The organism is Variovorax boronicumulans (assembly GCF_030812215.1).
Lineage (GTDB): Bacteria > Pseudomonadota > Gammaproteobacteria > Burkholderiales > Burkholderiaceae_C > Variovorax > Variovorax boronicumulans_C.
In genome coordinates this window covers 38,439-58,152 of sequence record NZ_JAUSSG010000018.1, presented here as the reverse complement: position 1 = coordinate 58,152, position 19,714 = coordinate 38,439, and the positions used below count along the sequence as shown (strand labels likewise).

Here is a 19,714-nt window from a genome sequence, read left to right as displayed (position 1 = left end):
TCAACACGAGTGCGCGCAACCGCAACTTCGTCTACGACGCGGGCGGGCGGATGCTGTGGACCGACGACGGCACGGGCAACCACATCCAGCGCCAGTTGGTCGTCAACGGCGAGGCGCTGGGGCAGTACGGCGAGACGGTCGCCGCTCGCGTGCCGCTTAACGGGGCTCCCAACTACACGCTGCTGGGCTACAGCGCGCATGCCACCTTCGACTTTGCGAGCCAGCGCATGAGCGGGCTGGGCACCAACCCGGGGGTGTGGGTGGTGCGCGAGGGCGACACGCTGCAGAGCATTGCCAAGTCCGCCTACGGCGATCCGAGCCTGTGGTACCGCATCGCCGAGGCCAATGGCCTCTCGGACAACGCAGACCTGGTCAACGGCCAGGCGCTGACGCTGCCGGTGGTGTTGTCCAACGCGAGCAACGTCAACACCTTCACGCCTTATGACCCGAGCAAGCTGGTGGGGGACATCACGCCCACCATGCTGGATCTGCCTCAGCCCAAGCAGGACAAGGGGTGTGGGGGACTTGGACAGGTCATCGTCATTGTTGTGGCTGCGGTGGTGACGTATTTCACAGGGGGTGCGGCCGCAGGCGTGCTCGGCAACATTGCCGGCTATGCCGTAGGTGGAGCCGTGGGTTCGATCGCTGGCCAAGCTGTGGGAATTGCCATCGGCGTTCAGGACAGCTTCAGTTGGAAAGCTGTGGCGCTCGCAGCCATCGGTGGAGGCATCTCCGGTGCTGTCGGCGGCATCAACCTCTTCGATGCCGGGACCACAGCCGGGGTCATAGGGAATGCCATCGTGCGCGGCGCCATCGGCAATGCGGCTTCGCAGGGCATTGCGGTGGCAACGGGGTTGCAGGACAAGTTCAGTTGGAAGAGCGTGGCGGCCAGTGCCGTGAGCGCGGGCATAGGCCAAGGTTTGAATGCAGCGATGGACTACAACCCATCTCTCACCGGCTTTGAGCTTGGCAAGAGTCTGGCCTCGGGTCTGGGCGGCAGCCTCGCTGCGCAGGTTGTGCGCGGCGGAAAGATCAGCACAACGACTCTGGCGTCGGACGCCTTCGGGAACATCATTGGGGACAGCCTGGCTTGGGCCAACAGCACCAACAACCCGAGCAGCAGCAGGTACGAGAACCAGATGGATCGCATGAGCGATGCGGACCCGCTGGATTCATTCCTTGCGCGGAACAACAACTTCAACGGCGTCCATGCCAACGGTGGTGTGCCGATGGTCAATGGGCGGAACTTCTCGCAGGATGCAGCAGCGCGACGCGCTGGCATCAATCCGGCTGGGTTGCCAACCTATGTCGACAGCGGCGGAACCCCAACAGGCTATGGCATCGAGCCCTCGGGCAATGGCATCTTGGGCTGGCAAGACAGGATGTCGACACAGGCCAGCACGGTACGTGCAGGTGACTATGGTGGTTCGATGGAGCGCATTGCGCGGGCACAGCTTGGCTCGGGTGCCAGCCAGCGTGACATCAACAACTATGTGGGTCAGCTCATCGAGATCAACGGCATCAAGAACCCGCGTACTGTAGGCGGTGATTGGGACATCGCCTTGCCAGGTGTCGGCACACCTGCTGCCACGAACGGACTGGGTGTGCATGGAAAAGACATTGCCCTGGGCGAAAGCTTGAAAAATGCCGCGGACCGCGCGCAACAACAGTCGGATGCGGCTCAGACTGCAACTGCGACAGCCAAGGAAACGGCATTCGACAGTGCCAGTGTTTTCGCACCGCGGGATACTTCTTTGCTGAATTTGCGGCCGCGTACGCTTGCTGACGAGATTGCTCTGCAGCAAGCGCGCAACACGCCACAACTTCGTGGCTGGGATCCTCGAATAGACGGCGTTCAGGAGTCAACCGACAGCGCGTTGCTGAACTACCTTAGCGGCCAAGGCAATATGGCGCTAGGAGGTGTTGCGGCTTCGATCACGATGCTGGCAAGCGGCAACATCAGAACCGCCTCGATGGCTACTGATATTGCTGCGCCGATTGATAGTTTGGTCGCTCCAATGGGAGGCAGTGGCCGAACTGCTGCCGCTAGCGGCTTACGCCGAGGTCCGCCTCATCTGGTTCCAAACGAGGCTCTAGAAACAGAGCTTATTCTTCGGGGGAATGCCTCGCGGGCAAAAATCGTCGAGCAAATCGACAACGTTGCCCAACCTGCAGTCGATGCATTCCTAAGGCTTGACCCAGATGCAAGAGTTGGATTTCGGGGAAGTCTTGCAAGCGGACTGAAGGGTGAGCACAAAATCGACGCCAATGGAAACAGAGTGGCCTTTGACGGAGAGGTTGCCTATCAGAAAAATCGTGCAGAAAAATATCAGTCATACAGCGGCGAGCAAGGATATGACGCTGACTTTTTTGTAGTGAGTGATAAGTTGGCGGCGCGTTATGGAAATAAAACATTCATCAATCGAGACAATGCTCCACGGTTCGATCCCTCGCTAAGAGGTGTGCTTGATAAATTCGATGAGCAATTGCGCTCCAACCCAATTCTTTCAGGAATGAAGTCAGGCGCGCCAGAGTTTAGAATTTGGAGCGAAGAAGCAATGAGTCGAAAAAATAATGACCCACAGACATACTTGCCACTTGGTAAATTTAAATGAAAGCAGATAGCACTCAATCCATTTTTATTTCCGCCGTGGTAATTATTTTTCGCACAGCGACATTTGATGAATTTATTAAAAATATAGCCCAAGTCACCGGCCTTCAATTCAATGAAGAAACCAGCGGTCGATATGATGAGATACCCGCCTATGAAGCCAGCACAGGTGAAGTTAATTTTCTACTCTTGGGGCCGCAAGACGAAGAAGACGAAGAGTATCGCCTTGAAGTTATTTGCAATACAAATTCACCCTTGAATCTATTGATAGATCAGAGTGGTGAGTTTGTCAGATCTTTTATTCACGAAAAACCTATGAACGCACAAGGCTTCATGGATTTTTCGCAAGAGCTCGCAGATGCGTTAATGGCCCTTGGCATTCGTTGTTGCAGATCGATTACTGCGGAAGACTAATGCATTGCACGAACTGGGCTTGCAAAGTTGAGTGTTAATGGCCTCGTAAATCCGCATTAAGCACCCTCCTCTTTCAGAGCAACACGCAACGACTGAATCGTGGCATCAGCCGTTTCGATCCGCCGCTGCAACTTCTCATTGACCAGCCCCATCAACGCGCTGAGTTCAGAGCGGCTCGAATAGACCTCTTCCGTGTCGCTCGTGTGCTGTGGGCCGATGAGATTTTCAAGGCATGCGTACGCACGTTGCACAACGCGAAGGCTGTCGATGCCATCGCATGCGCGTAGCGCGAGCAATTCGGCTGTGTCGATTTCGGGAGATTCGGGGAACGAAGGAACGTGAGCCTTGAAGGCCTCCAAGCAGTTCGGTTTGTAAGACCACCGCCCCCAACGCCAATTGGGGGCGGCAGCTCGAACAGGTTGGCGTACCGGGAACTGCTTGCGCAAACCGGCGAACCTTGCGGCTCCCTGCTCGAGCCGCCAAAAAATGGAGGCACGAGCGACAAAGCCGCAGAGTCTCTGCGGAGAAATCTGCGGCTTTCGTCCCAGCAACTACACCAGCCCGCGCCCACCAAGATTTCGCATCAGCGCGCTCAACCCAAAGGTCCAGCGCGGCGCCTGATCCGCATGCACAACCCGGTTGAACAACGCACCAAGCTCCGGCGCACCGATGCGCACATGGTCCCCCACGACATGCGTGAACCCTTGCCCCGGCCCATGACGATCCTGCGTCGGCGCGAACATCGTGCCGAGAAACAGCATGAAGCCATCAGGGTAGTCGTGGTGAATGCCGACAGCCTGCGACACGATGTCCAGCGGATCGCGGCTGATCTTCGTGAGCGAGCTCGAGCCTTCGAGCACGAAGCCCTCGGGCCCCGTCACTTCGAGCGCCACGGTGATGCGGCGCACATCGGCAATGCCGAAGTGATCGTCGAAGAGACGGATGAACGGGCCGATCGCGCACGAGGCGTTGTTGTCCTTCGCCTTGCCCAGCAGCAACGCGCTGCGGCCTTCGAAGTCGCGCAGGTTGACGTCGTTGCCGAGTGCAGCGCCCAGCGTCTCGCCGCGGCTGTTGACCGCGAGCACGACCTCGGGCTCGGGGTTGTTCCAGACCGAGCCCGAATGGATGCCCACGTCGGCGCCGGTGCCCACGGCGGCGAGCACCGGGGCCTTGGTGAAGATTTCCACATCGGGGCCGATGCCCACCTCGAGGTACTGTGACCACACGCCCTGCGCGATCAGCACCTCCTTGACCTTCGCGGCCTCGGGCGAGCCGGGCACGATGTCCGCGAGGTTGTCGCCCAGCACCTTGCCGATGGCCGCGCGCGTGGCTTCGGCCTTCGATGCATCGCCGCGCGCCTGCTCCTCGATCACGCGTTCGAGCAGGCTCGCCACGAAGGTCACGCCGCTCGCCTTGATGACCTGCAGGTCGCACGGCGCGAGCAGCCAGGGCCTGGCGTTGTCGCGTGCGGTCTCGTCGCTGTTGGCGAGCACGGCATCGAGCGCGGCGATGCGCGGTGCCTTGCCGCTCTTGAGCGCATCGCGCACGGCGGCGGATGGCGAGCCCTTGGCTTCGAGCAGATCGCTCATGGTGGGTGCGAGCTTCGACAGGTCGTGCAGGCCGCCTTCGTGCGCGGCCACCAGCACCGGGCCCACATCGGGCTGCCAGATGCGGCCGACCAGTGTGGCGCGGTCGGCGTCGCTGGGAAGGCTGTTCGAGGACGTGAGGTTCAGGGCCATGGTGCTGTGTGTCTCCGTTGAAGGTGTTCGGTGCAGCGCGCGAACGAACGACGAGGCCGATGCGCGACGCCGCATCGTAGCGTCGGCGGTGCGCCCGCGGGCGCTCCGGGGCACTCGGCTCAGTGCCCCGCGCCGTGCGCCTTGGCGGCGCGGGCGCGTGCCACCTGCCCGGGCAGGTCGGTCCACGCCGGCTCCTGCGGCGCGAAACGCGCGCGCATGTAGCCGGCCAGCTCGGCGATCTGCCGGTCGTCGAGCGCCTCGCGGAAGGCCGGCATGAAGCCGATGTCGCGAGTCGCCGGATCGCGCACGCCATCGAGGATGGTGCGCAGCAGGTTGTCGGGATGTGCGCTCGTGAGGCTGCTGTTGAGCGCGAGCGGCGTGTTCACGCCCAGTAGCGTGGGGCCGTTGCCGTCGTGATGGCACGAGGCACAGGCGCTGTCGAACATGCGCTGCGCGGGGCCGAGCAGTTGGCCTTGCGTGCGCGCCGCATTGTCGATGGCCTGTTGCGCGAGCGCTTGCGGTTCGGCGGCCGGCGTCGGGTTGAACGAGCCGAGGTAGGTCGCCATGGCGCGCACGTCGGCATCGGACACCTGGCCGAGCTCGCGCACCACCTCGGCCATCGGGCCGCCGGCGATGCCGTGGCGCTGCGTGTGGCCGCTCCGCAGGTACCGATACAGCTCATCCGCGTCCCACGGCACGGCGGATTTCGACAGGTGCGTGAGCGCGGGCGCTTCCCAGCCATCGACCATCGCGCCCGAGAGGAACGCGCTGCCACCCTGCTCCGCGCCGAGTGCGTTGCGCGGTGTGTGACACGCGCCGCAATGGCCCAGGCCGTTGACGAGGTACGCGCCGCGGTTCCACTCCGCGCTTTGCGTGGCAACGGGCTGCAAGGGCGTGGGGTCGTGGAAGAGCGCGTTCCATCCGGCCATCAGCGGCCGCATGCTGAACGGGAACTTGAGCTCGGACTTCGGCGTTTCCGAGCGCACCGCGGGCATCGACATGAAGTACGCATACAGCGCCTGCAGGTCGTCGTCGCTGGTCTTGGCGAATGCGGTGTAGGGGAACGCCGGATACAGGTGATGGCCGTCGCGCGAGACGCCTTCGCGCATCGCGCGCTGGAACGCACTGAACGACCAGCGGCCGAGGCCGGTGTCGGCATCGGGCGTGAGGTTGGTGGTGTAGAGCGTGCCGAAGGGCGTGTCCATCGCGCGGCCCCCTACGTTGGGTGCGCCGCCGGGTGCGGTGTGGCACACCGCGCAGTCGCCGAGCGCGGCGAGCACGCGGCCGCGTTCGATGGTGGCCTCGCTGTAGACAGGCGCGGTGAGCGAAACGGGGGCGATGGCGGAGCGCCAGCCGAGCAGGCCCGCGACGACGCCGATGAAGAGCGCAGCGCCGGTGGCCCAAAGGCCCTTGCGTCGGGGCCACGGTGCGTCGCTTATTTTCCCCCTGGGGGAAGGTTGGGATGACGGCAAGGCCGCATCGCCATCCGAGCGCCGCTCACCCCCGCCCTCCCCCGGCGGAGGAGGAAGAAACTCCCGATTCAACTCCGCCAGCACCGTCTCCGGCGTGAACGGCGGCGCCCTGAACCGCACCCCCGTTGCATCGAAGATCGCATTCGCGATCGCCGCCGTCCCCGGCACCGACGACGACTCGCCCGCGCCCAGCGACGGCTCGCCCGGCCGCGGCATGTGCATCACCTCGATCACCGGCACGTCGCGGAAGTTGATGATCGGGTAGCTGCCCCACTCGCGGCTCGCGACCACGCCGGTCGGCAGCACGCCGGGCACCTGCGCACCGCCGGGTGCGGTGCCCTGCTGCGGCGCGAACTTCACTTCTTCCATCAGCGCGCGGCTCGTGGTCTGGATCACGTTGCCGTGCACCTGGTGCTCCACGCCCGCAGGGTTGACCATCAGCCCCGCGTCGTGCCCCACCACCACGCGGCGCACATGCACCTCGCCGGTCTTGCGGTTGACCTCGACGTCGGCCACCCACGCGGCCCATGCCGCGCCGAAGCCCGGCCACTTGCTGTGGATGTAGCGCGCGTATGCAAAGCCCTGGCCGAAGAGGATGTCGCCGCCCTCGCCGAGCCCGCCGTCCGCGTTCTCCTGCGGCCCGGTGCGCATGCGCCAGCCGGCCTTCTGCGCGGTGGCCTGCACGAGTTCGACTGCGCGCGGATCGTTCAGGTGCTGCAAGCGGAACTGCACAGGATCGACACCCGCCGCCGTCGCCAGTTCGTCGATGTACGACTCGTGCGCGAACGAACTCGGCAGCGCCGACACGCCGCGCAGCCACGAGGCGCGCACGATCGGCGCCATGTCGTTGACCTTCACGCGCAGGTTGTCGTAGCTGTACGGCGGGCGCGCGGTGCGGTCGCCCATCTCGTAGGCCTGCGCCACCGGCTCGATGGTGCGCGTGAGCAGCAGCGCGAGCGTGGGCGCGCCGTTCGATGGGTACGAGGTCTCGAAGTCATAGGCGGCGATGCGCCCATCGGCCATCAGGCCGCCATCGACTTCCATCAACTGTGCGGCACCCTTGGGCTCCCACGCATGCTCCTGCTCGCGCGTGAGCTGCACGCGCACCGGCATGCCGACGGCGCGTGCGAGCAATGCCGCATCGGCCGCCACGTCGTCGGCACCGTTGCGGCCGTAGCAACCCGCGGCTTCCATGCGGACCACGTCGACTTGAATGTCGTCCACGGCCATGAGCTTGGCGAGATCGGCGCGCAGCACATGCGGGTTCTGCGAACCTGCCCACACGCGCAACTGCATGCCGCTGCCGTCGGCCGGCTGCCAGTCGGCGAGCGCGCACGAGGGGCCGATGGACGCGTGCATCTGGTACGGCCAGACGTAGGTGCGATGCATCGGCTGCGCGGCCGAGGCGATGGCGCCATCGACATCGCCTTCGTCCACCAGCAGGCGCTGCGTCGACGGGTTGTCGCGCAGGGCCTGGGCGAGGTCGCCGAGATCGGGCATGCCGGGCCATGGCTTCCACGTGATGCGCAGTTCGCGCAGTGCTTGTTCCGCATGCTCCTCGCGCTCGGCGACGATGCCGACGAAATCGCGGATCACGACCACGGCGCGGATGCCGGGGATGTGCGCAATCGACGATTCATCGACCGACTCGAGCGTGTTGCCGATGAACTCGCCGTGGTCCGCGCCCGCGTACGGCGGGCGCACCACGCGGCCGTGCAGCATGCCGGGCACGCGCATGTCGTGCACGAACACGAGCTCGCCCGCGAGCTTGGCGGGAATGTCCACGCGCGCCTGGCGCGTGCCGACGATGCGGTAGTCGGCCGGGTCTTTGGGCTTCGCGCCGGGGTCCAGGCGCAGCACGGTGCGCTGGTGCGCCACGAGGTCCGCGTAGTTGACGTGGCGGTCCGGTGCCTCGGCGACGCGCACCACGCCGTTGCGCACCTGCAGTGCATCGACCGCAACGCCCAGGCGTTCGGCCGCGCGCGCCAGCAGCCATGCGCGCGCCTGCGCGGCGGCGAGGCGCAGCGGCTGCGCATGGATCTGGATGGAGGCGCTCGCGATCGTCGCGCCCTGGTTGGGCACGCGCGCCGTGTCGCCCAGCATCATGCGCACGCAGGGCATGCCGAGGTCGAGCTCCTCGGCCACGATCTGCGCGAGCGCGGTCTGGATGCCAGTGCCGAGATCGACGTGGCCGTTGAGCGCCGAGACGCTGCCGTCGTCCCATACGGCGATCAGGATCTCGTCGCCCTCGATGGGGTTACCGGCAACCGCCGCGGGTTGGCCTTTGGCAGGTGCCGGTGCCGGCGGCGTCTCGCGCACCACGAGCAGCACGCCATCAGCGGAAAGAAACTCCGCGCGGGTCTGCGGCAGGTCGGCGCGGCGCGTCATGCGGCCTTGTCTTCGTGCGATGCGCTCATGCGCACGGCCGCACGCTGCACCGCATCGAGGATTTCAATGTGCGTGCCGCAGCGGCACAGGTTGCCCGACAGCTCGCTGCGGATGCGCGCTTCATTCGCATGCGGATCGCGCGCAAGCAGCGCCGCCGCCTGCATCACCATGCCGTTGAGGCAGTAGCCGCACTGCGCGGCCTGCGCGTCTTCGAAGGCGGCCTGCACCGGATGCCAGCGCCCGCGGGAACCCAGTCCTTCGAGCGTGATGACGTCGCGACCCGCCACGCCATGCGCAGGGATCACGCACGACCGCGCGGCCACGCCATCGACGTGCACCGTGCACGCCCCGCATTGCCCCAGCCCGCAGCCGTACTTGGGCCCGTTGAGCCCGAGGTCGTTGCGCAGGAACTGCAGCAGCGACGCCTCGCGCGGCACGCTTGCGAGAGAGCACGCCTGGCCGTTGACCTGCAGGTGCAGCGGCTGCTCAGCGCCGCAACTGGCCGTCACGGGTGTACATCTCCAGGTCCACGAAGGTCGAGCCGTTGTGGTTCTTCGCGCTGTAGTCGATGGGGAAGTCACCGAAGCGCGTGCTGCCGATGCTCTCCAGCCCGGCGATGAAGCTGTCGCGGGTGAGCGTCTTGCCCGCGCGGCGCAGGCCCTCGACCATCACGCGCGCGACGATGTAGCCCTCCAGCGTGGTGTAGCTGTCGATCTTCTCGCCGAACTCGGCGCGGTCGCGCTGGTAGTCGGCCACGATCGGCACGCGCTGCGCGTTCGGCGGCGGCACGATGCTGGCCGTGACCAGGCCCGCGAGCTTGCCGTCCAGGCGCTTGGCCGAGCCGGCCGCATCGGTGATGCCGACCGACAGCGTGTACAGCGGCGCACCCACGCCACCCGCGCGGTAGTCGCGAATGAAGGTCTCGACCATGCGGCCAGCCATGATCATCACGACCGCGCCGGGCTTGGCGGCCGATATCTCGGTGGCGACCTGTTTCGCGTCTTCCGCGGTGATGGCCAGCGGCAGCGTCTTGACCACCTGCACCTTGTACTCGGCCGCGAGCTGCTCGCAGGTGGCGAGGTTCGACTTGCCGAAAGGGCTGTCCTGGAACACCACCGCAATCGACGAGATGCCGATGGTCGAGAGGTGGCTGATGATCTTGCGCAGCTCCAGGTCGTAGCCCGCGCGCACGTGGAACAGGTAGCGGTTGACCTTGGTGCGGAACGAGGTGGTGCCCACCAGCGGCGCGAACATCGGCACGCCCGCCTTCTCGGCGAGCGGCATCGCCGCGGCGAGGTTGCCGGTGGCCACGAAGCCGGTGAGCGCGAAGACCTTGTCCTCGTCGATCAGCTTGGCGGTGTTCACCGCCGTCTTCGCGGGATCGTAGGCATCGTCGTAGGTGACGAGTTCGATCTTGCGGCCGTTGATGCCGCCCGACTTGTTGACGCGGTCGAAGTAGAGCTTGATGCCCGCGCGGTAATCGACGCCGAAATCCTTGGCCGGCCCGCTGAACACGGCCGACTGGCCGATGCGGATGGTGGTGTCGGTCACGCCGTTCTCCGCGCGTGCCGACCGCAGGAGACCGGGGCCCAGCGCCAGGGCTGCGCCGCCCGCCACCATGGCGCGCCTTGAAATCGAAAGCTTCATGCGTCGTTTGTCTCTGAGTTGTTGTTGTCGCCGTTGCGAAAAAATGAATGCACCTCAGGTGCTCTGGATATCGGCCGACTGGATGCGCTTCACGCCCTTGGCCGTCATCTGCTTCCATGCGGCGGCGAGCGAGCCGTTGAGGTCGATGCCGCGCGTGGCGTCTTCGATCACGTAGGCCTCGAAGCCCGCCTTGCGCGCGTCCATCGCGGTCCAGGCCACGCAGAAGTCGGTGGCCAGCCCGGTGACGAACACGGTCTTGATGCCGCGCGCCTTGAGGTAGCCCGCCAGGCCCGTGGCCGTCTTGTGATCGGCTTCCTCGAAGGCCGAGTAGCTGTCCATCTCCTTGTGGAAGCCCTTGCGGATGATGAGCTGCGCGGTCGGCACCTTCAGGTCCTTGCCGAGCGCGGCGTCTTCGGTGCCCTGCACGCAGTGGTCGGGCCACAGCACCTGCGTGCCGTAGTTGAGCTTGGTGGTCTCGAAAGGCTTCTTGCCCGAGTAGGTGCTCGCGAAGGAGGCGTGGCCCGCGGTGTGCCAGTCCTGCGTGACGACGATGTTCTCGAACGCGGGCGCCAGCGCGTTGATGACCGGGATCACCTCGTTGCCGCCTTTCACCGCGAGCGTGCCGCCGTCGAGAAAACAGTTCTGCACATCGACCACGATGAGCGCGGCCTTGGCGCCGGGCTTGATCTTGCCGGCCGCGAAGGCCGAAAGGCCGAAGCTGCCGAGGCCGCTCATGAGCCCGAGGGCAGCGGCGGACTTCAATACGGTTCTGCGATGCATGGTGTGGACTCCGGTGAGGTTGAAGAAAACGATCAGACGCTGAGATACGCGCGGCGCACTTCCTCGTTGGCCGCCAGGTCGGCCATCGTGGCGTGATAACGGATCTGGCCCTTCTCCAGCACATAGGCGCGGTCGGACACAAGCTCGGCGAAGTGCATGTTCTGCTCCGACAAGAGGATGCTCACGCCCTGCGCCTTGAGCTCCAGGATCATGTTGGCCATCTGCTCGACGATGACGGGCGCCACGCCCTCGGAAGGCTCGTCGAGCAGCACGAGGTAGGGGTTGCCCATGAGCGTGCGCGCGACGGTGAGCATCTGCTGCTCGCCGCCGCTCATGCGGCCGCCGGGACGGTTGGGCATTTCGCCGAGATTGGGGAAGAGCTTGAACAGGCGCTCGGGCGTCCACAGCGGCGCCTCGGTGCCGTCGGCCCACTGGCGCGCGGGCTGCTTGCCGACTTCCAGGTTCTCCATCACCGTGAGGTCGGTGAACACGCGCCGGTCTTCGGGCACGAAGCCGAGGCCCAGGCGCGCCGCGTGGTGCGGCTCGCTCTTCGAAATGTCGTGACCGAGGAAACGTACCGCGCCGCGGCGCTTGGCGAGCATGCCGATCAGCGCCTTCAGCGTGGTCGACTTGCCCGCGCCGTTGCGGCCCATGAGCGCGACGACTTCGCCGCGGCGAACGTCGAGGTCGACGTCGTAAAGAATCTGCGCGGCGCCGTACCAGGCGCACAGCGCCTTGGCCTGCAAGAGAGGTTCGTGCGTGCTCATGCGGTTGTCACTCCAAGCGCTGCGGCTTTCTCTGCGATCTTCTCGAATGTCTTGCCGCTGCCGAAGTACACCTCCTGCACCTTCGGATGGTCGCGGATCTCCAGCGGCTTGCCCTGCGCGATGAGGCGGCCGCGCGCGAGCACGATCATGCGGTCGGCGTACGCGAACACCACGTCCATGCTGTGCTCGGTGAAGAGCACGGCCATGCCGCGTTGAATGACGAGGTCCTTGGTCAGCGCCATGAGCGAGTTGCGCTCCTTGGGCGCCATGCCGGCGGTGGGCTCGTCCATCAGGAGCAGCTTGGGCGAATTGGCCATTGCGATGGCGAGCTCGACACGCTTCACGTCGCCGTACGCCAGCACACTGCAGGGCCGGTCGGCCTGCGACTTCATGCCGACCTGGTCGAGCAGCGCGAGCGCTTCGTCGCGCTTGTGGTCGGCCGCACGGCGCCACATCGAGAACAGCTTGTGGTCGTGCGAGAGCAAGGCCATCTGCACGTTCTCCACCACGGTGAGCGAGGCAAAGGTTTCGGCGATCTGGAAGGTGCGGCCCACGCCCTTGCGCCAGATCTCGCGGGGCTTGCGGCCCACGAGCTCGTGGCCGTCGAGCGTGATGGAGCCCTGGTCGGCCTTCAACTGGCCATTGACCATGTTGAAGGTGGTGGACTTGCCCGCGCCGTTGGGGCCGATGAGCGCGAGCAGCTCGCCCGCGGGCAGCTCGAAGCTGATGCCATCCACGGCCTTCACGCCGCCGAAGGACTTGCCGAGGTTTTCGACTTTGAGGAGGCTCATGCTTTCACCTCCTTGAGCTTGGCATCTGCTTCAGTTTCATTCTTTGGTGCACGCCAGCGATCGACGAGTTGCTTGACGGAGCCGGCAATGCCCTGCGGGAACAGCAGCACCAGGATCAGGATGATGGCGCCGAGCATCGCGCGCCAGTAGTCGGTGTTGCGTGCCACGGTGTCGTGCAGCCAGGTGAAGGTGACGGCGCCGACCACCGGGCCCGCGAGCGTCTGGATGCCGCCAAGCAGCACCATCACGAGGCCGTCGACCGACTTGCCGACCGACAGGCTTTCCGGCGAGATGCTGCCCTTCGAGAAGGCGTAGAGCGCGCCCGCGAGGCCGGCCACGGTGCCGGCGATGACAAAGGCCATCCATTGCATGCGCTTCACGTCGATGCCGATGGCGTCGGCGCGCAGCACCGAGTCGCGGCCCGCGCGCAGCGCATAGCCGAAGGGCGAGAACAGCACGCGGCGCAGCCACCACACGCCAGCGCCCACGAGCACCAGCGTGAGCCAGTAATAGGCCTGCTTGTTCGAGAGCCACTCGGACGGCCACACGCCGGTCAGGCCGTTGCTGCCACCCGTGAAGCTGTCCCACTGGTAGGTGATGGCCCAGGTGATCTGCGCGAAGGCCAGCGTGAGCATCGCGAGGTAGACGCCCGAGAGCCGCACCGCGAACCAGCCGTAGACCAGCGCACCGAGCGCGGCCACGACCGGCGCGACGATCAATGCGAGTTCCATCGGCAGGTGCAGCGAGCGCACCAGCAGCGCTGCGCCGTAGGCGCCGAGCCCGAAGTACGCGGCATGGCCGAACGAGTGCATGCCCGCCGGGCCCATGATGAAGTGCAGGCTGGTCGCGAAGAGTGCGGCGATCAGCAGGTCGATCATCAGCACCATGGTGTAGGGCGAATTCACCGTGAGCAGCGGCAGCACCGCGAGCATCAGCGCGAGCACCGCAGCGGCAACGAGGTAGGCGTTGCTCGGGCGGCGCAGCGGTTCCTCCTGCATGCCCACGTAGCGGCTGGGCGCCTGCGGCCGGCCGAACAGGCCCCATGGGCGCCACACCAGCACGATCGCCATCACGAGGAAGTCGACCATCAGCGTGAGCTTGGAGAAGGACACGTCGATGCCGAAGATCTGCACCACGCCGAGCCAGATGCACACGGCCTTGATCTCGGCGATGAGCAACGCCGCCACATAGGCGCCGGGCAGGGAGCCCATGCCGCCGACCACCACCACCACGAACGCGGCGCCGATGGTGTTCAGGTCCATCTCCAGCGTGGCGGGTTCGCGCGGCAGCTGCAGCGCACCGCCCAGGCCCGCGAGCAATGCGCCGAGCGCGAACACCGCGGTGAAGAGCCAGGCCTGGTTGACGCCGAGCGCACTCACCATCTCGCGGTCTTGCGTGGCGGCGCGCACCAGCGTGCCGAAGCGCGTGCGGGTGAGCAGCAGCCAGACGAGGCCGAGCACCAGCGGCCCGACGACGATCAGGAACAGGTCGTACGAAGGAAACTGGCGGCCGAGGATTTCGATGGAGCCCTTCAGGCCCGGCGCGCGCGGGCCGAGCAGTTCGTCAGGCCCCCAGAGCCACAGCACCGCGTCCTTGATGACGAGCACCAGCGCGAAGGTGGCGAGCAGCTGGAACAGCTCGGGTGCCTTGTAGATGCGGCGCAAGAGCAGCACCTCGATCAGCGCGCCGAGCACGCCGACCGCGAGCGCCGCGATCAGCAGCGCGGGCCAGAAGCCCAGGCTCGAACCCAGCTTCTCGACGAGCGTGTACGCGACATAGATGCCGACCATGAAAAACGATCCATGGGCGAAGTTGACGATGCGCGTCACGCCGAAGATCAACGAGAGACCGGCCGCCACGAGGAAAAGCGAGGACGCGCCGGCCAACCCGTTGAGCAACTGAACAACGAAGCCTGAAAAGCTCATAAGGACCCTGAGGAAACTGGAGACACCGCGCCCTGCCGCGCTCGATCAGCGACGGCGGGCGCGTTGCAGGAGCCGCGCAATCAGTCTGCGGGGCGCATCTTCTTCACTTCGTCATCGGACGGCTGAAACTTGGCACCGTCGAGGTACACGTAGTCGACCATCACGCCCTTGCCGCCGTCGTTCTTGGTCTTGCCGACATACGCGCCCATGGTGGACTGGTTGTCCTGCGCGCGGTAGTTGATCTTGCCGAAGGGCGTGTCGACCTGCAGGCCCTTGAAGGCTGCGACGAGCTTTTCGGTGTCGGTGCCGCCGGCCTTCTTGATGCCCGCCGCGATCGAGTGGATGGCGCTGTAGCCGACCACCGAGCCCAGGCGCGGATAGTCCTTGAACTTGGCCTGGTAGGCATCGAGGAAGGCCTTGTGCTCGGGCGTCTTCACGCCGTTCCACGGGTAGCCGGTCACGATCCATCCGTTGGGCGCTTCGTCCTTCAGCGGGTCGAGGTATTCGGGTTCGCCGGTCAGCACGCTCACCACTTCACGGTCCTTGAAGAGGCCGCGGGTATTGCCTTCACGCACGAACTTGGAGAGGTCGGCGCCGAACAGCACGTTGAAGATCGCATCGGGCTTGGCATCGGCCAGCGCCTGCACCACGCTGCCCGAGTCGACCTTGCCCAGCGGCGGCGCCTGCTCGGCGACGAACTCGACATCGGGCTGCGCGGCCTTCAGCAGCGTCTTGAAGGTGGCGACCGACGACTGGCCGTATTCGTAGTTGGGGTACACGAGCGCCCAGCGCTTCTTCTTGAGCTTGGCGGCCTCGGGCACCAGCATCGCGACCTGCATGTAGGTCGAGGGGCGCAGGCGGTAGGTGTACTTGTTGCCGTTGCTCCAGACGATCTTGTCGGTGAGCGGCTCGGCGGCCAGGTAGAAGAATTTCTTTTGCTTGGCGAAATCGGTGAGCGCGAGGCCCGTGTTGGAGAGGAACGCGCCGGCCAGCACGTCGATCTTCTCGCGCGAGATGAGCTCTTCGGCCACGCGCACCGCGTCGCCGGGGTTGGCGTTGTCGTCGCGGCTGATGAGCTCGATCTTCTTGCCGTTGATGCCGCCCTTGGCGTTGATCTCGTCGACGGCCAGTTCCATGCCCTTCTTGTAGGGCTCCAGGAAGGCGGGCTGCGCCTTGTAGCTGTTGATTTCGCCGATCTTGATCACGCCCTGCGCATGCGCGGGGACGAGGGCGGCTGTGGCCAGCGTGACGACGGAAGCGGCGCAGAAGACATGGCGCAATGGATTCATCGGGGAGCTCCTAGGGGTTCGAACAGAAAACACGTGTGCGGTGGTGATGGCAAGAAGACGGATCAGCGGAGACCGTCTTCGCCCTTGATCTCGCTGGCCTGCAGTCCGCCGATGCGCGGCAGCGGGCGGCCGCTGTCGGTAACTGCCACGGCGACGACGATTTCGTTGGCGCGAGGCGCATCGGACACGCGGGCTTCGATGGCGTCGAAATGGCTGCGCACGAAGGCGGCGTCCTTGTGGCCGAGCGGCACGTCGATGGCGGTGCCGAGCGTTCCCTGCTTCTTGGCCGAAGGCACGAGCGCCGCGCCCTTCTCGACCGCCACGCGCAGCGGTGCGCCCAGCTTGGGGTGCAGGATGGCGGCCGCATGTTCGAGCTCGCCGCGCTCGCCGACGATGGCGGCCTTGCCGTAGCTCTGCGCCTGGCCGGGCTCGATGCCGAGCGCCTTCACGGCCTTCTGGCCGAGCAGCGCGCCGAGTTCTTCGCCGATGGCGATGAGCTCGTCGAGGTTCTCGCTGTAGCGGCCGGCGTAGGGGTTCTCGATCACGGCGATGGCGACGGCACGGCGCGTGGGGGGCGTCACGTCCTGCCCCATTTCCTTGCGGGTTTCATCGACCTGGATGACGAGCTTGCGGATGTTGGCGGTCATGTTCTGTGTGTTCCTTGTCTTGTCTCTGTATGCGTGGGCTTAGCGCAGGCCGTCCCACTTGCTGATGTCTTTCGCGAGCAGGCCGCCGACGCGGGCATGCACGCGGTAGCCGGTGCTCATCGCGAGGATGAAGACGATCTCGTCGGCAGCCGGCGCGCCGGGCACGCGCACCTCGATGGCGTCGAACTGGCCGCGCACGTAGCTCGCGTTGATGTTGGTGAGCGGCACGTCGAGTGCGGCGCCGGGCGGGCCGACCTTCTTGGTCGAGGGCACGATGGAGAGTGCGTTGCCGGGCTGGCCTTTTTTCTCTTCGGCGATGCCCGCGGTATAGGCGACGCGGCTGCCCTTCCAGCCGAGCAGTTCGCGCATCGCGTAGCCGCCGGGCACATGCCAGAGTGCACCGTGCTCCAGCTCGCCGTCGGCACCGACGATGGCGCCCTTGCCGTAGGTGGAAATCTGATCGAGCGACACGTCCATCGCGGCGTGCAGCTTGTGCGCCATGTCGACGCCCACGGGGTCGAGCAGCGCCATCATCGGCAGGATGTCGGGCTCGTAGCGGCCCGCGAAGGGATTGGTCAGCACCGCGCCGATGGCACCGCGCACCAACGGGGTGTCGGCACGCGGTCCGAACTCGTGGTGGATGTGCTCGACTTGGGTGAAGACGCGACGGATTTCGATCATGAAAAAGAACCTTGCTTTCGTTAAGCAAATACTGAACCAACTGTTTTCGGCAACACGGTCTGCAGCGACTTCGAGCATAAGGGCTCGACAAGTCGGAACTGCCCCTGGCAAACGAGTAGAACGGCCCAGGCGAGCCCCCCTTTTTGCAGGACCTTGGCGCAGATCGCGCCCGTATCGAGTGCGCTCCTGACCTGCGACGGTGCGAGCGGCGGCACGTCGACGGTGACGAGGGTGTCGCCCAGGTCGCTGTCGTCCTTGCATTCGTTGGCGGGCTTGCGCTGGATGAGCGCATCGTCGACATCGACGGCGTTGGCGATCACTGTCGCTGCGGCATCGGCCTGCGCTGCGGTGGCGGCCAGGACCGTCACGCTGTCGGCGATGCCCAGCGAGAAGCTGCGCCCGCGCCAGCCGCTGGTGGCGACGCCGCGCACGGGCTCGTCGGCATGCAGCTCGAACTGGCCGTCGGTGGTGAGGATGCTGTTGTTGCTGCTGCGCCAGTCGAAGCGCGCGATGTCGGCGAACACGCCCACGCGCGCCGATTGGCCGGGCGCGAGGTGCAGCGCGATGTCGCCGCCGTTGTTGATCCAGGCGCGCTCGATGCCGGGGCGGTCGTAGAACGCGATGAGCTCCTGCGCCACCGATCCCGCCACCGCCGCCATCGGCGTGATGAACATGGGGGCGAACGCGGCGCAGGCATCCCACATGCGCTGGCCGACGACGCCGCGCGGGCGCATCTTGTCGGTCACCGGCAGGCGCAGCAGCGGCAGCTCGCGCACCAGCTCGTCGAGCACATGGCCGAAGCGCGCCCAGGCCGCGTCATGCGCGGCCGCGACGGCGTAGGGATCGCCGTGCGCCTCGGCCACGATGTCGATCGGACCGTGGTTGAAGTGCCAGCGACCGCCGTCGAGCGCGCTGCGTTGGGCGGACATGGTTCAGCCCAGCATGGGTGCATGGCCGAGCGGCCACGGGTTGGCCGCATCGATCGCGAGCCACTGGCGTGCGAGCGGTGCGCCGTCCTCCTGCCACGCGCCGCGCGCGAGCGCCTGCTCGAGCGAGAAGATGTGTTCCATGTGGCCGCCGAGCGCTTCGTAGTCGGCGCGCCGCATGCTGAATTCGATGGGTGCCACGATGGCCGGCGTGGGCACGGTGCCGAAGCTGTTGTCGGGCATGCGCATGACGTCGGCCATCACGGTGATGCCACCGCCGGGCCACACATAGGCCGGCGCACCGCCGCAAGTAACGTTGACCAGCGCACGCTTGATGGCGCGCGTCAGCAGCACCGGGTTTTCGGTGACGCCGGCGCGCAGGCTGCCGCCGGCGCCGCCGAGGAACAGCACGGTGCACAGCGACGGCTCGCAGTTCTCGCCGATGCGGTCGACGATGCGCTTCACTTCGGCGGGCATCGGTTGCTCGACAGGCTTGAGCGCCTCATCGAGCACGTACCACTGCGCATGCTCGCCGGTGGTCGATGTCATCAAGAGGCGCAGGCCCGGGCGTGCAACGCCCTCTTCCCAGCCTTCGATGATCGCGAGCGGATCGGCAATGTCGGTGCCGCCCCAGCCGTTGCCCGGGTTCGCCACCTGGAAGTAGCGCCCCGGGGTGGACTTGCGCCCCAGCATCTGGATGCCCGAGGGCGCCATGTCCAGACACCGGCCGGCCTGGTGCTCGGTGAGCACGCCGGTGATGTGATCGTCGACCACCACCACCTCGTCGGCCACGCCCGCGAATTGGCGCGCGAAGATGCCGACCGCCGCGGAGCCGCAGCCCACGCGCATGCGCTGCTCTTCCACGCCGTTGACGATGGGCGCCTTGCCGGCCTGGATCACCAGCGTGGAGCCGCCGTCGATGGTGCACTCCACCGCCTTCTTGTTGCCCAGGAACTGCATGAGTTCGGCCGTCATGCGGCCTTCCTTCTTGCTGCCGCCGGTGAGGTGATGCACGCCGCCGAGCGACAGCATCTGCGAGCCGTATTCAGCCGTGGTGACGTGGCCCACGACCTCGCCGCGGTAGCGCACGTTGGCCTGCTCGGAGCCGAGGAACCGGTCGGTGTCGATCTTCACCTTGAAGCTGCAGTAGCTGAAGATGCCTTCCGTGACGACGGTGACCATGTCGACACCCTGGGCCTTCGAAGCGACGATGAAGGGGGCGGGCTTGTAGTCGGGATAGGTGGTGGAGGAGCCGACGCCGGTGACGAAGACTTCGTCGGCATGCAGCAGGTCGCCGTTCCAGTCGGGAGCGGTGGCTTCGGCCACTTCGTTCTTCTCGGCAGCCGGGCGGTCGAAAGACACCAGCTTGGGCGCCTCGCTCGCGATTTCGCGGCGCAGCAGCACGACGGGGTCGACGCGCACCAGCACGCCTTCGCGGTTTGCATAGCGGTCGCAAGCGCCGGTGCGGCCGTCGGAGATCTGGCACAGCACTGGGCAGGCGTTGCACTCGACCTTGGCCGTGCTCATCTTCTCGTTGCGCGGCGGCGCCTTGCCGAAGGCGCTGGCGCCGGCTTCGGCGACCACCGGCATGTCCATGCCGGGCAATCCGTCTGTCTTGGTGTGTTCGGTCATCGGGG

Annotated in this window: 16 protein-coding genes; 2 read left to right on the top strand and 14 right to left on the bottom strand. The window is 65.9% G+C overall.

The features are described from left to right. Both J2W23_RS30880 and J2W23_RS30875 read left to right on the top strand, forming a co-directional pair. A partial coding sequence (locus J2W23_RS30880; protein WP_307651439.1) for a LysM peptidoglycan-binding domain-containing protein occupies positions 1-2,615 on the top strand: 2,615 nt, incomplete at its 5' end. Further along, positions 2,612-3,025, top strand: a complete 414-nt coding sequence (locus tag J2W23_RS30875; protein WP_307651438.1) for a hypothetical protein — start codon at positions 2,612-2,614, stop codon at positions 3,023-3,025. The genes J2W23_RS30880 and J2W23_RS30875, both read left to right, overlap by 4 nt. Before the next feature lie 56 nt (positions 3,026-3,081). Here the strand turns inward: J2W23_RS30875 and J2W23_RS30870 are convergent, their stop codons facing one another. The 14 genes from J2W23_RS30870 to J2W23_RS30805 form a co-directional block, all read right to left on the bottom strand. After that, positions 3,082-3,384: a hypothetical protein gene (locus J2W23_RS30870; RefSeq protein ID WP_307651437.1), complete on the bottom strand. Its 303-nt coding sequence runs from the start codon at positions 3,382-3,384 to the stop codon at positions 3,082-3,084. A gap of 192 nt (positions 3,385-3,576) precedes the next feature. Continuing rightward, a complete protein-coding gene (locus J2W23_RS30865; RefSeq protein ID WP_307651436.1) occupies positions 3,577-4,764 on the bottom strand; it encodes a fumarylacetoacetate hydrolase family protein in 1,188 nt (395 codons plus the stop codon). 119 nt (positions 4,765-4,883) lie between these two features. Continuing rightward, positions 4,884-8,624, bottom strand: a complete 3,741-nt coding sequence (locus tag J2W23_RS30860) for a molybdopterin cofactor-binding domain-containing protein (RefSeq protein ID WP_307651435.1) — start codon at positions 8,622-8,624, stop codon at positions 4,884-4,886. After that, a complete protein-coding gene (locus tag J2W23_RS30855) occupies positions 8,621-9,133 on the bottom strand; it encodes a (2Fe-2S)-binding protein (RefSeq protein WP_307651434.1) in 513 nt (170 codons plus the stop codon). Before J2W23_RS30855 ends, J2W23_RS30860 begins: the two co-directional genes overlap by 4 nt. After that, positions 9,111-10,271 (bottom strand): ABC transporter substrate-binding protein, encoded by a 1,161-nt coding sequence (locus J2W23_RS30850; RefSeq protein WP_307651433.1) that lies wholly within the window; start codon positions 10,269-10,271, stop codon positions 9,111-9,113. The genes J2W23_RS30855 and J2W23_RS30850 overlap by 23 nt, the downstream gene beginning before the upstream one ends. Before the next feature lie 54 nt (positions 10,272-10,325). Next, positions 10,326-11,051: a bifunctional nicotinamidase/pyrazinamidase gene (pncA, locus tag J2W23_RS30845; RefSeq protein ID WP_176662039.1), complete on the bottom strand. Its 726-nt coding sequence runs from the start codon at positions 11,049-11,051 to the stop codon at positions 10,326-10,328. A 32-nt stretch (positions 11,052-11,083) separates the two neighbouring features. Beyond that, a complete protein-coding gene (locus J2W23_RS30840) occupies positions 11,084-11,818 on the bottom strand; it encodes an ABC transporter ATP-binding protein (RefSeq protein WP_307651432.1) in 735 nt (244 codons plus the stop codon). Next, positions 11,815-12,609 carry an ABC transporter ATP-binding protein gene (locus J2W23_RS30835; RefSeq protein WP_307651431.1) on the bottom strand — a complete coding sequence of 265 codons (795 nt, stop codon included), beginning with the start codon at positions 12,607-12,609 and terminating at the stop codon, positions 11,815-11,817. The genes J2W23_RS30840 and J2W23_RS30835 overlap by 4 nt, the downstream gene beginning before the upstream one ends. After that, on the bottom strand, positions 12,606-14,534 hold the full coding sequence (locus J2W23_RS30830; protein WP_176662037.1) for an ABC transporter permease: 1,929 nt from the start codon (positions 14,532-14,534) through the stop codon (positions 12,606-12,608). The genes J2W23_RS30835 and J2W23_RS30830 overlap by 4 nt, the downstream gene beginning before the upstream one ends. A gap of 80 nt (positions 14,535-14,614) precedes the next feature. After that, positions 14,615-15,823, bottom strand: coding sequence for an ABC transporter substrate-binding protein (locus tag J2W23_RS30825; RefSeq protein ID WP_176662036.1), 1,209 nt, complete (start codon positions 15,821-15,823; stop codon positions 14,615-14,617). Positions 15,824-15,885: 62 nt separating this feature from the next. After that, complete coding sequence (locus tag J2W23_RS30820) at positions 15,886-16,470, bottom strand: amino acid synthesis family protein (protein ID WP_124460448.1); 585 nt, start codon at positions 16,468-16,470, stop codon at positions 15,886-15,888. 39 nt (positions 16,471-16,509) lie between these two features. Then, complete coding sequence (locus J2W23_RS30815; protein ID WP_307651430.1) at positions 16,510-17,151, bottom strand: amino acid synthesis family protein; 642 nt, start codon at positions 17,149-17,151, stop codon at positions 16,510-16,512. Positions 17,152-17,171: 20 nt separating this feature from the next. Beyond that, positions 17,172-18,080: a UPF0280 family protein gene (locus tag J2W23_RS30810; RefSeq protein ID WP_307651429.1), complete on the bottom strand. Its 909-nt coding sequence runs from the start codon at positions 18,078-18,080 to the stop codon at positions 17,172-17,174. A gap of 3 nt (positions 18,081-18,083) precedes the next feature. Continuing rightward, positions 18,084-19,709 (bottom strand): 6-hydroxynicotinate reductase, encoded by a 1,626-nt coding sequence (locus J2W23_RS30805; RefSeq protein ID WP_307651428.1) that lies wholly within the window; start codon positions 19,707-19,709, stop codon positions 18,084-18,086. Positions 19,710-19,714 lie beyond the last annotated feature (5 nt).

Excerpts from the sequence above, each read along its gene's own strand:
- J2W23_RS30875 (WP_307651438.1), top strand. The coding sequence starts at position 2,612 with ATGAAAGCAGATAGCACTCAATCCATTTTTATTTCCGCCGTGGTAATT.
- J2W23_RS30865 (WP_307651436.1), bottom strand. The coding sequence starts at position 4,764 with ATGGCCCTGAACCTCACGTCCTCGAACAGCCTTCCCAGCGACGCCGAC.
- J2W23_RS30860 (WP_307651435.1), bottom strand. The coding sequence starts at position 8,624 with ATGACGCGCCGCGCCGACCTGCCGCAGACCCGCGCGGAGTTTCTTTCC.
- J2W23_RS30850 (WP_307651433.1), bottom strand. The coding sequence starts at position 10,271 with ATGAAGCTTTCGATTTCAAGGCGCGCCATGGTGGCGGGCGGCGCAGCC.
- pncA (WP_176662039.1), bottom strand. The coding sequence starts at position 11,051 with ATGCATCGCAGAACCGTATTGAAGTCCGCCGCTGCCCTCGGGCTCATG.
- J2W23_RS30840 (WP_307651432.1), bottom strand. The coding sequence starts at position 11,818 with ATGAGCACGCACGAACCTCTCTTGCAGGCCAAGGCGCTGTGCGCCTGG.
- J2W23_RS30835 (WP_307651431.1), bottom strand. The coding sequence starts at position 12,609 with ATGAGCCTCCTCAAAGTCGAAAACCTCGGCAAGTCCTTCGGCGGCGTG.
- J2W23_RS30830 (WP_176662037.1), bottom strand. The coding sequence starts at position 14,534 with ATGAGCTTTTCAGGCTTCGTTGTTCAGTTGCTCAACGGGTTGGCCGGC.
- J2W23_RS30825 (WP_176662036.1), bottom strand. The coding sequence starts at position 15,823 with ATGAATCCATTGCGCCATGTCTTCTGCGCCGCTTCCGTCGTCACGCTG.
- J2W23_RS30820 (WP_124460448.1), bottom strand. The coding sequence starts at position 16,470 with ATGACCGCCAACATCCGCAAGCTCGTCATCCAGGTCGATGAAACCCGC.
- J2W23_RS30815 (WP_307651430.1), bottom strand. The coding sequence starts at position 17,151 with ATGATCGAAATCCGTCGCGTCTTCACCCAAGTCGAGCACATCCACCAC.
- J2W23_RS30810 (WP_307651429.1), bottom strand. The coding sequence starts at position 18,080 with ATGTCCGCCCAACGCAGCGCGCTCGACGGCGGTCGCTGGCACTTCAAC.
- J2W23_RS30805 (WP_307651428.1), bottom strand. The coding sequence starts at position 19,709 with ATGACCGAACACACCAAGACAGACGGATTGCCCGGCATGGACATGCCG.